This window comes from Pedobacter cryoconitis (genome assembly GCF_014207135.1).
Taxonomy (GTDB): domain Bacteria; phylum Bacteroidota; class Bacteroidia; order Sphingobacteriales; family Sphingobacteriaceae; genus Pedobacter; species Pedobacter cryoconitis_D.
Genome location: NZ_JACHCC010000012.1, coordinates 89,510 through 101,360, shown reverse-complemented (window position 1 = coordinate 101,360; position 11,851 = coordinate 89,510). Strand labels below are relative to the sequence as shown.

Annotated in this window: 9 protein-coding genes; 8 read left to right on the top strand and 1 reads right to left on the bottom strand. The window is 37.7% G+C overall.

The window, feature by feature from the left end; translation table 11 throughout:
- Window positions 1-70 precede the first annotated feature (70 nt).
- On the bottom strand, window positions 71-361 hold the full coding sequence (gene gatC / locus HDF25_RS21020) for an Asp-tRNA(Asn)/Glu-tRNA(Gln) amidotransferase subunit GatC (RefSeq protein WP_184628369.1): 291 nt from the start codon (window positions 359-361) through the stop codon (window positions 71-73).
- 239 nt (window positions 362-600) lie between these two features.
- Between gatC and trpS the strand changes: the two genes are divergently transcribed.
- From trpS to HDF25_RS20980, 8 genes are all read left to right on the top strand, one after another.
- Window positions 601-1,599: a tryptophan--tRNA ligase gene (trpS, locus tag HDF25_RS21015; protein ID WP_184628368.1), complete on the top strand. Its 999-nt coding sequence runs from the start codon at window positions 601-603 to the stop codon at window positions 1,597-1,599.
- A 53-nt stretch (window positions 1,600-1,652) separates the two neighbouring features.
- Window positions 1,653-2,267: a deoxynucleoside kinase gene (locus HDF25_RS21010; RefSeq protein ID WP_184628367.1), complete on the top strand. Its 615-nt coding sequence runs from the start codon at window positions 1,653-1,655 to the stop codon at window positions 2,265-2,267.
- Between the two features lies 1 nt (window position 2,268).
- Window positions 2,269-3,009: a 3-deoxy-manno-octulosonate cytidylyltransferase gene (gene kdsB / locus HDF25_RS21005; protein ID WP_184628366.1), complete on the top strand. Its 741-nt coding sequence runs from the start codon at window positions 2,269-2,271 to the stop codon at window positions 3,007-3,009.
- A 29-nt stretch (window positions 3,010-3,038) separates the two neighbouring features.
- Window positions 3,039-3,578 (top strand): hypothetical protein, encoded by a 540-nt coding sequence (locus HDF25_RS21000; RefSeq protein ID WP_184628365.1) that lies wholly within the window; start codon window positions 3,039-3,041, stop codon window positions 3,576-3,578.
- Window positions 3,579-4,040: 462 nt separating this feature from the next.
- Entirely contained in the window at window positions 4,041-5,657 is a 1,617-nt protein-coding gene (locus tag HDF25_RS20995; RefSeq protein ID WP_184628364.1) for a CTP synthase, read from the top strand.
- 20 nt (window positions 5,658-5,677) lie between these two features.
- Window positions 5,678-7,480: a membrane protein insertase YidC gene (gene yidC, locus HDF25_RS20990; protein WP_184628363.1), complete on the top strand. Its 1,803-nt coding sequence runs from the start codon at window positions 5,678-5,680 to the stop codon at window positions 7,478-7,480.
- A 189-nt stretch (window positions 7,481-7,669) separates the two neighbouring features.
- The gene (locus HDF25_RS20985) at window positions 7,670-10,507 is read left to right on the top strand and encodes an alpha/beta hydrolase family protein (RefSeq protein WP_184628362.1); all 2,838 of its coding nucleotides are present in this window, start codon (window positions 7,670-7,672) and stop codon (window positions 10,505-10,507) included.
- 92 nt (window positions 10,508-10,599) lie between these two features.
- Window positions 10,600-11,838: a nucleoside recognition domain-containing protein gene (locus HDF25_RS20980; RefSeq protein WP_184628361.1), complete on the top strand. Its 1,239-nt coding sequence runs from the start codon at window positions 10,600-10,602 to the stop codon at window positions 11,836-11,838.
- Window positions 11,839-11,851 lie beyond the last annotated feature (13 nt).

The window sequence follows — 11,851 nt, the reverse complement described above, 5'->3', positions numbered from 1 at the left end:
TTAACAATGTTAAAGCTTTAAGCAGCTTTTGAGTTTAGACAAATGCAGCTCCCGATTGTTACAGCCGTAATTATTTATCGAGAATTTTCGGAACAAGAAAAAACTCTTCATTATGTAAAGCAGCATTTTTCAGCCCCTCGAAAGCTGTAAGGTCTTGTTTAACCACATCTTCTCTCCAGACGTTGACCTCGGGATTCATGTAAACCAAAGGTTCAACCTGCTCAGTATCCAATTCATTAAGTTTCTCCATAAAAGTGAGGATTTTATTCATATCAGCCTGTAAAGCACCTACTTCATCAGCTACAATCTCAATTCTGGCAAGGTCTGCTACTTTATAAATCGTCTCTTTATCTATGTTCATCTGTTAAAAGAATATTGTTTCTAAATCAAAAATACTGAATTTACTCAGATATACCAGTTTGTACAGGACATGTATTCAAAATTCTGTCTGACACGCCCCCGGAAAACAACATTATATCCATCAAACACAGACTGTTCACATATAAAAATTAATTATTGACCGTTCTAATAAGGGTTTTTTATTAATTTCGACCAGTGATTCCCAACAGGGATTCGAGCATAAAAAACAAATCCAGGAAAATGAAAGAAATAGTAGTAAGCGGTATACGTCCAACGGGAAAATTACATCTGGGCAATTATTTTGGTGCAGTAACCAATTTTGTAAAGATGCAGCATGAATATAATTGTTATTTTTTTATTGCTGATTTACACTCTTTAACAACTCATCCAACTCCTGGAGATCTTCATGGTTATGTAAAACATGTTTTAGTAGAATACCTGGCCTGTGGAATTGATCCCGAAGAATCGACAATTTATATCCAGTCGGATGTCCCTGAAGTAACTGAACTCTATCTGTACCTGAATATGAATGCTTATATGGGTGAACTGGAAAGAAGTACTTCCTTTAAGGATAAAATCCGCTCCCAGCCAGACAACGTTAACGCGGGCTTACTCACCTACCCTGCTTTAATGGCAGCTGATATCTTAATTCACAAAGCAGTTAAAGTGCCTGTAGGTAAAGATCAGGAACAACACCTGGAAATGACACGTACTTTTGGAAACCGTTTCAACCGTTTATATAACTCCGAATATTTCCCTGAACCATTTGCCTTCAGCTATTCTGAAAACCTGGTTAAAGTTCCGGGACTGGATGGAAAAGGGAAAATGGGGAAATCAGAAGGTGATGCCAACTGTATTTACCTGGCGGATTCACCGGATATTATCCGCAAAAAGGTATTAAAGGCAGTTTCAGATGGTGGTCCGACCGAAGAAAACCAGCCTAAACCAGAGGCTATCCAGAATCTGTTTGACCTGATGAAAATAGTTTCTTCTACAGATACACTGGCTCATTTCGATGAACTATATAATAAATGTCAGATCCGTTACGGCGATTTTAAAAAGCAACTGGCAGAAGACATGATCATCTTTAATTCTCCGATACGCGAGCGGATTGAAGAAATTTCAAAGGATAATGATTACCTCCGTAAAGTAGCTAATCACGGAGCTGAAAAAGCCAGAGAAAGTGCAAGAAAAACTATAAAAGATGTCAGGGAACTCATTGGTTTCAAACCTTTTTAACACCTGAAATTAATCAAATTAAAATTATACCTTAAGCTCATCAGACAAATCGTATGCATATAGCAATAGTTGGCAATATAGGTGCCGGTAAGACTACTTTAACAAGCCTGCTGGCTAAGAATTATGGTTGGGAAGCTTTATATGAAGAGGTAGACAATAACCCCTACCTCGAAGATTTCTACAGTGATATGAAAAGATGGAGCTTTAATCTCCAGATCTATTTCCTGAATAACCGTTTCCAGCAAATCGTAGATATCCAGACTAACCAAAGAAATGTAATACAGGACAGGACTATCTATGAGGACGCACATATCTTTGCAGAAAATCTTCACGAGATGGGATTAATGACCACAAGAGATCACCAGAATTACAGGGATATCTTTGAAAACATTACTTCTTTCATTAAGCCGCCTGATTTACTGGTATATCTCAGAGCTTCTGTACCAACATTAGTCAACAACATTCAGCGCAGAGGCCGTGATTACGAAGCGAGTATCCGCCTGGATTACCTGTCTAAGCTTAATGAAAAATACGAAGCATGGATCAAAAATTATCAGTTAGGTAAATTACTGATCCTGGATAAAGACAAACTGGATTTCACAAACAATCCGGAAGATCTTGGGTCAGTGATCCAATCGATAGAAGCAGAAATACACGGACTTTTTTAAGATGGCTAAACTTGGAATTATTCCTGCCCGGTATGCATCGACCCGGTTTCCTGGTAAACCGCTGATAGATATAGCGGGTAAAAGTATGATTCAGCGGGTTTACGAACAGGCCTGTAGCTCTTCTAGTCTGGATAAGGTGGTCATTGCTACTGATGACGACCGGATTATCCAGGAAGTCAAGCGTTTTGGCGGTGAATATGCTTTGACCAGAGCAGATCACCAGAGCGGCACCGACCGCTGTGCTGAAGTAGCTATGAATTTCAAGGGCTTTGATGTCATTATTAATATCCAGGGAGATGAACCCTATATTGACCCGGTTCAAATTGATCTGCTGGCTTCCTGTTTTGAAGATCCACAGGTTAAACTGGCCACACTGGTCAAAAAGATAAACAATACTGAAGAGTTATTCAATCAGAATATCCCTAAAGTTGTACTTAATGCTGATCAGGAAGCACTTTACTTTAGCCGGCAAACTATTCCCTTTTTAAGGAACACCGATCCAAAGGACTGGCTGAGTACTTTTCAGTATTACAAACACATCGGAATTTATGGTTATACCACCGAAACACTCTTACAGATTACCCGGTTAAAACCATCTGCACTGGAACTTGCCGAAAGCCTGGAACAGCTCAGATGGCTGGAAAACGGCTATAAGATTAAAACAAAAGTAACCGATTTAGAGACAATTGCCATAGATACTCCTGAAGATCTGGAGAAAATTATTAGGTTCAAGGGCGATTAATTTCTTATCTTAGGAATAAAACAATCTACATGAAGAGAATTTATAGCTGCCTTTTGATTTCATCCTTATTTTTAGCGGCTTGTAATTCTGCAGAATCAGGCAAAACAAAGGATGTTACTGCAAATTCCAAAATTGCTTTACGCTCATTCAGAGACACCACAAAACTGGACACTTTCAAAATTGAATTAAAGGGAGATCATCCCAAAAATATGGAATTGGTTTTCACAATCACTCCTCAGGATGGTCATCAGATTTATACAAAAACATTGAAAGCCAAAGAACTTCTGGACAATTATAAAGAAAGTGTTGATCTGGGAAAAACTAAAGAACAGATCCAGTTTATTAAAGAAGAACTGAATCTGTTTTTTGATGAAGAAAATTTCATTGAGCCTGCGGTAACGGAGAATGAAAAACCAGATAATAATACACCGGATAAAGTCTTTTTTGAAGAATTAAAAAAAACAGGTTTAAATGGTTTTAAATATCGCCTGGGTAAAGAAAGCAAAGTTTACATTGCCTGGTCTGAAGCAGATAAAAAGGTAAAAAACTATTATGAATGCTGTAAATAAACCTAAGCTTAGTGTACCTAAAAGTAGTTAGTTTAAGCATTATTACAGTGCTGGCATTTGCTTAAAATCAAGCAGTCTGATAGCTTTTCAGGTATCTGAAAAATAAAAACAAGGACTCAATCACAAATAATAACACTGAAAATCAGTTAATTACAAATAATATCAACTTTATTCAGCATTGCATATACTAAATTCTAAAATTAATATTAGATTTACCTTAGTGTTACGACATAACATTTTAACTTTTATCAACCAAGCATATTCTAACCAAATATAAAATTGAAAAAGGCCAGGTAAATTTACCTGGTCTTTTTTTTATTTAAGGGATCTTCCTGATTATCAGCATTTGAATAGAAATGATAATTAGTTTCCCAATTCCACAATATTTCCGTAGCTTTGTATCCCGTACAAAAACAATAAAAACGCCTTTAAAAGCGGCTTTTATTTCACAAACTCACAAACATGACTAAGTATATTTTTGTTACGGGCGGTGTTACTTCCTCTTTAGGTAAGGGCATCATCTCCGCTTCATTGGCCAAACTTTTACAAGCAAGAGGTTACAGAGTAACCATCCAGAAATTCGATCCTTATATCAATATTGATCCGGGAACTTTAAACCCATATGAGCATGGCGAATGCTACGTAACAGAAGATGGTGCTGAAACCGATTTGGATTTAGGTCATTACGAACGTTTTTTAAATGTTCCTACCTCACAGGCTAACAACATCACTACTGGTCGTATTTATCAGAATGTAATTAATAAAGAACGTCAGGGAGAATACCTTGGAAAAACAGTACAGGTTGTTCCGCATATCACTGACGAAATTAAACGTAATATGCGTATCCTGGGCGAAACCGGTGATTATGATATCGTAATTACTGAGTTAGGCGGAACTGTCGGAGATATTGAATCACTTCCTTTCATTGAGGCTGTAAGACAATTTAAATGGGAAGCTGGCGCAAATAATGCAATTGTTATCCATTTAACCCTGATCCCCTATCTTGCTGCCGCCGGTGAGCTTAAAACCAAACCTACACAACACTCGGTTAAAGCATTGCTGGAATATGGTATTCAACCGGATATTCTGGTTTGCCGTACAGAACAGCATATCAATATGGACATCCGTAAAAAGATTGCCCTGTTCTGTAACGTTAACGTAAACGCAGTAATTGAGTCTATCGATGCTTCATCAATCTATTCAGTTCCATTGTTGATGATGAAGGAACAACTGGATAAAACAGTATTAAGCAAACTTAAACTGGCACAGAAAAATGAGCCGGACATGGAGAGTTGGAAAGATTTCTTAGGAAGACTTAAAAATCCTACTGCTGAAGTAAGAATTGGACTGGTTGGTAAATATGTTGAATTACCAGATGCTTATAAATCAATCATAGAGGCTTTCATTCATGCGGGTGCTAAAAACGAGTGTAAAGTCAGAGTGGAATATATCCATTCAGAAGAACTTTATCCTGATAACGCTAAAGAAAAATTAGGTCATCTTGATGCGGTATTAGTAGCTCCTGGATTTGGTAGCAGAGGTATTGAAGGAAAAATTGATGCGATCCGTTACGTTCGTGAAAATAATGTTCCTTTCTTTGGTATTTGTTTAGGTATGCAATGTGCGGTTATTGAGTTTGGCCGTAATGTATTGGGATTACCAACTGCAAATACAACCGAAATTGACGAAGAAACTATTGATCCAGTAATCAATATGATGGAAGATCAGAAAACAGTGACTAATAAAGGTGGTACTATGCGTCTGGGCTCTTATCCTTGTGATCTGAAAAAAGGAACTAAAGCTTTTGCTGCTTATGGAAAAGCACATATTAATGAACGTCACAGACATCGTTATGAATTTAACAGTGCGTATTTAGACAGATATGAAGAAGCTGGAATGATTGCATCAGGTACTAATCCGGACAGCCATTTAGTGGAAATTATTGAGCTTAAAAACCATCCGTTTTTTGTTGGTGGACAATTTCATCCGGAATTAAAATCAACAGTTGCTAATCCTCACCCACTTTTTGTTAAATTTGTCGCCGCTGCGATGGAGTATGCGAAGAAAAAAACAAACTAATACGCGTTTAAATAACAATAATGGATAAAAATACATTCACAGGATTGTTCCTGATCATGATCGTTTTGGCGGGTTCTTTCTATTTCTTTAAGCCAAGTGAGGCTGATATAAAGAAAGAACGGGAGCGGATATCTCTGGATTCCGCTAGTAAAGCTGGTGTTAAACATTCTCCGGCGGCTATTGCTGACAGCGCATCATCTCCGAAATTAGATTCAGCAGCTTTGAAAGGTCCTTTCGGAGCAACAATTGCTGGTACTGCTGCAACAAGCGTACTGGAAAATGAAGCTTTAAAATTAACCTTCACTAATAAAGGCGGTAAAATCAAAGCTGTAGAAATTAAAGGCGAAGAAACTTACCTGAAAAAACCGGTAGTATTGTTTGATGGGGACGAAAATGTATTCGGACTGGTATTAAACATCGGTGGTAAACTGGTAAAAACAAATGACCTTTATTTTACTGCTACAAAAACAAATAATTCAATGGTGATGCGTGCTAACTATAGCGCGGATAAATATGTTGAGTTTGTTTATGATTTACAGCCTAATTCTCATGACGTTGGTTTTAATATCAACTTAAAAGGAATGAATCAGGTAATCCAGAGAGACAGCGTCACCCTGGACTGGGAAACTGTATTGCTTCAACAGGAAAAGTCGTTGAAAAGCGAGCAGCAGTATTCTGCGCCTTATTATAAATACATAGATAAAAACCCAGACCACCTGAGCATTGCTAAAGATGAGACAGAAAATCTGGCTAAAGCCAAGATTGAGTGGATTGCCTTCAAGCAACACTTCTTCTCAGCAGTGTTACTTCCTGCTGATCCTTTTGCAAGAGTTAACCTGGGCGTAAGAATACTGACAACACCAGGACAGGTAAAAGGCTATTCTGCTAAAGTAAACCTTCCTTTCAATCAGCTTGATGCTCAAAACTATAAAATGAAGTTCTATTTCGGGACCAATCAGTTTAAAGTTTTAAAAGCTCAGGGACACGAAATTGAGAAACTGGTAGAAATGGGCTACTGGCCATTGAAATACATCAACAGATTCGTTGTATTGCCAGTATTTAACTTCCTGGAGAGCTTTGGCTGGAACTATGGATTAATTATCCTGGTTTTAACTATTGCGTTAAAGGTTGTATTATCTCCATTAACTTATAAGTCTTATATCTCTATGGCCAAAATGAGAATTTTGAAACCTGAAATGGATGAGATTAAAGCTAAAGTGGGTGAAGATAATGCTACATTATTACAACAGGAATATCTTAAACTATATAAACAGGTCGGTGTAAATCCATTGGGCGGATGTTTACCTATGCTGCTTCAGTTACCTATCGTAATGGCCTTCTTCTTCTTCTTCCCGAATTTATTCGAATTAAGAGGACATAGCTTTTTATGGATGCATGACCTTTCTACTTATGATGACTTCATTAAATTTGGTTTTACACTTCCGTTTATTGGTGACCACTTAAGTTTAATGTGTGTATTGATGACTATCTCTACATTGATTTACACTTATTTCAATAATCAGGTGTCAGGTGCTACAGGACAAATGAAATATATCGGTTATATCATGCCAGTTGTATTCCTTGGTGTGCTGAATAGCTACCCTGCTGGATTAAACTACTATTATTTCCTGGCGAATATGCTAACTTTTGGTCAGCAGTTCCTGATTAAATCAATGGTTAACGACGAGAAAATTCACAATATTCTTAAGGAAAACAAAAAGAAACCTGAAGAACAAAAGAAAAAATCTAAATTCCAGACTCGTCTGGATGATTATATGCGTCAGCAACAACAGGTAAAAACACAAGAAAAAAAGAATAAGTAATTATTCAGACAATAATTAGAAAAGGTCGTCTCCCCACCAGGAAGATGACCTTTTCTTGTTTAACACCTTTTAGCAATAGATATTCTGCCTTAATTATGTAAAATTTAATATACAAATGGCGGTATATTGACAAAAAATTACAATTTTTAGGGCCAAAGAATATCATCATTTAAATCCAACCACTCAATTATGCAGAAAAACTTTACGCTTATTCTTTTATTTTTAGCGACTGCCACTTTCGCCCAAAAGAAACCGCTGGATCACACGGTTTATGATTCCTGGCAAAGTGTTGGCGTTAAGCAGCTATCAGACAATGGTCAGTGGGCAGCTTATTCTATCCTTCAGCAAGAAGGAGATGCGAATTTGCACCTCAATAATCTTTTGAATACCACAAAAATTAATATTCCAAGAGGCGGATCTGTTCAGTTCAGCGCGGATTCCAAATTTGCAGCATTCCTGATTAAACCTTTATTTGCTACAACCCGTCAGGAAAAAATAAAAAAGAAGAAACCTGCTGAGATGACTAAAGACTCTCTGGGTTTTGTCAATCTAACAACCAGTGCAATCCTCAAGGTAGCAAGAGTAAAATCATTCAAAATACCTGAACGCGCTGGAAATTACCTGGCCTATCAGAAGGAAGTACCTTTAGACACTGCTAAAAAAGCAAAAGCCGATCGTGAAAAGGAAGATTCAGCAAATGATTTTTTTGCAGAAGAAGAAACTAAGGAAAAAGATAAAAAGACGGGTTCTGATCTTATTTTAAGAAACCTGCTGACTGGTGCAGAGCAAACTTTTAAATACGTTACTGAGTATGCTTTCAGTAAAAACGGTAAACAGCTGATTTATAACTGTACCGGATCAAAAAAAGATAAGACTGCAAAACCAGGTGTTTTCTTACTGAATACAGAAAAAGGAACTATTAAAACACTGGTTAATGTAAAAGGTAATTACAAAAGCTTCATTTTTGATGATGCCAGCGAACAGGTCGCCTTTTTAGGAGAATCTTCACCTGAAAAAGAGGAAATTAAAAATTACAGCATTTACTTCAATTCAATGACTCTGGATACCGCACAGGCCCTGGTTGACCATGAGATTGATGGTATGCCAGCCAAATGGGCAGTTAGCGGAGATGGAAAACTTACTTTTAGCAAAGAAGGAAACAAATTGTTTTTTGGCATTGCACCTGTAAAAAAAGCAAAAGATACTACTCTGGTTGAGTTTGAACATGCTAAACTGGACATATGGGGATATAAAGATGATTATTTGCAGCCTATGCAATTGAAAAATGCTGATAAAGAGGCTAAAAGAAGTTATTTATCAGTAATTGATATTTTTAGCAGCGATCCAAAAATTGTACCGCTGACAGACATCAAACTTCCTGAAGCCAGTATAGTCAAAGAAGGAGATGCAAATTTCGTACTCGCTTCCACTGATTATGGAAACCGTGCTCAAACGCAATGGACTGGTTCTGGGATCTATGATTACTATCTGGTTGATACTAAAACAGGTTCAAGGAAGAAAATCATATCAGCATTAAATGGCCATGCAATAGCCTCTCCAGGTGGGAACTATGTCTTATTTTACGATAAGAAAACTTCCGTGTGGTCTACTTATACTGTCGCTACAGGAAAAGTTACTGTATTAAATGCGAACATGACTGTAAAATTCGCTGATGAAGATAATGATGTGCCTGACGATCCTACTGTATATGGTGTTGCAGGCTGGACTGAAGAAGACAAACAGGTTTTAATCTATGACAGATACGATATCTGGAGTTTTTCACCTGATGGTAAATCTGCACCGAAAAATATCACCAATAATTTCGGAAGACAAAACAGCATTACTTTCCGTTATGAGAAACTAGATCCTGAAGCACAGTTTATTAGCAAAAAAGACGAAGTATGGCTGAGTGCTTTTAATAATGTGACTAAAGAAAACGGCTTTTACAAAACCCGCGTTGGAGACAGTAAAAATCCGGAGCTGGTTGTGATGGCTAAATTTAAGTACTCATCCCTGGCTAAAGCAAAATCAGCGGAACGCTTTATTTATGACAAAGCAAATTACAGTACTTCACCAAATGTTTATGTATCTGCAGATTTAAAAACAGAAGTAAAACTAAGCAATACTAATCCGCAGCAGCAAAACTACAACTGGGGCACAGCAGAACTCGTAAAATGGACTACACCGAAAGGCTATAAATCTGAAGGTATTTTATACAAACCGGAGAATTTTGATCCGAATAAAAAATACCCGATGATTGCTTATTTCTACGAAAAGCTTTCAGATGGACTTTATAGCTACCAAGCCCCTGCTCCTACGCCTTCAAGATTAAATATTTCTTTCTTCGTAAGTAACGGATATCTGGTCTTTGCTCCGGACATCAGCTATGAGAAAGGTCATCCTGGAAAATCTGCAGATGAGTATATCAACTCTGGAGTTGAATCATTGAAAAAAAACAGCTGGGTTGACGGTACAAAAATCGGTATCCAGGGACAAAGCTGGGGAGGTTATCAGGTTGCGCACCTGATTACCAGCACAAACATGTATGCTGCTGCATGGGCTGGAGCTCCTGTAGTGAACATGACCTCTGCGTATGGCGGAATCCGTTGGGAATCTGGTATGAACAGACAATTCCAATATGAAAAAACACAGAGCAGAATCGGGGCAACTTTATGGGAAAAACCAGAGTTGTATATCGAGAACTCTCCTCTTTTCTCTTTACCTAAGGTGACTACACCAGTAGTAATCATGGCTAATGACGCTGATGGTGCCGTACCATGGTATCAGGGAATTGAAATGTTCACTGGTTTGAAAAGATTGGGCAAACCAGCCTGGTTACTGAACTATAACAATGAAGCACATAACCTGATGCTTCGTCAGAACAGGAAAGATATCCAGATTCGTGAACAACAATTTTTCGATTATTATCTGAAAGGTGCAAAAGCCCCGGTATGGATGACAGGTGGAATACCTGCAACAGAAAAAGGTAAGACCTGGGGTTTTGAACTCACTGACGATAAGCCTTAAACAAAACACAATTTGTTTTAAACATAAAAAAGGATCTGTATTCTGACGAATACAGATCCTTTTTTTTACATTCATGGTTTCAAACTAAAAAAATGGCATTAAATTATCTATGGATTGCGTTTTTCGTCGTCGCATTTGTTGTTGCACTGATCAGATTAATCTTTTTTGGTGATACAGAAATATTCAAACTTATTGTAGATGGTACCTTCGAATCTGCTAAAGTCGGTGTGATGGATATCGCTTTACCACTTATAGGTATTATGACCTTATGGCTGGGTATCATGAATATCGGGGAAAAAGCCGGTGCAATCAATTTTCTTTCCCGCATTATAGGACCTTTCTTCAGCCGTATTTTTCCAGAGGTACCTAAAAACCATCCTGCAACCGGACACATGGTTATGAATTTCTCTGCGAATCTGCTGGGTCTGGACAATGCAGCCACACCATTTGGTTTAAAGGCAATGCAAAGCCTGCAGGAAATTAATCCAGATAAAGATACTGCCAGCAATGCACAGATTATGTTTTTGGTGTTGCATACCTCAGGACTTACACTGATCCCTTTAAGTATTATGGCTCAAAGGTCAATTCTGGGTGCTGCAGATCCATCTGATATATTTATTCCCTGTATGATTGCTACCTATGTAGCAACAGTCGTCGGATTAATTGCCGTTGCGATCAAACAAAAGATTAATCTGTTTAATACAGTTGTGATCTCCTGGCTGGGTGGCATTACTTTATTTTTAGTCGGAATGATTTACTATTTCACTAATTTTCTAACTAAGGAACAAATCGAAATCGTTTCCAGGGTGGCCTCTAATTTCATTCTCTTTTCTATTATCATCGCTTTTATTTTAGGTGCAGTACGTAAAAAAGTAAATGTTTATGATGCCTTTATTGAAGGGGCAAAAAATGGCTTTACAACCTGTATTACAATTATCCCCTATTTGGTAGGGATGCTGGTAGCGATTGGTGTACTACGGAATTCAGGCGTATTGGGATACATTGTAGATGGCTTTACCTGGTGTTTTGTACATGCGGGAATTAACACAGACTTTACCCCTGCCCTGCCAACTGCAATGATTAAACCATTGAGTGGAAGCGGTGCCAAAGCCATGATGGTAGATACTATGAAAACCTTTGGTCCGGATTCATTTGTCGGTCGTCTCTCCTGTATTTTTAATGGCTCGGCTGATACCACATTTTATATTGTCGCTTTATATTTTGGTTCTGTTGGTATTAAACGCACCCGTTATGCTATTCCATTTGGATTAATCGCTGACCTTGCCGGAATAATCGCTGCTGTGTTTGTAGCTTATTTGTTTTTTCACTAAAACATTTATATAC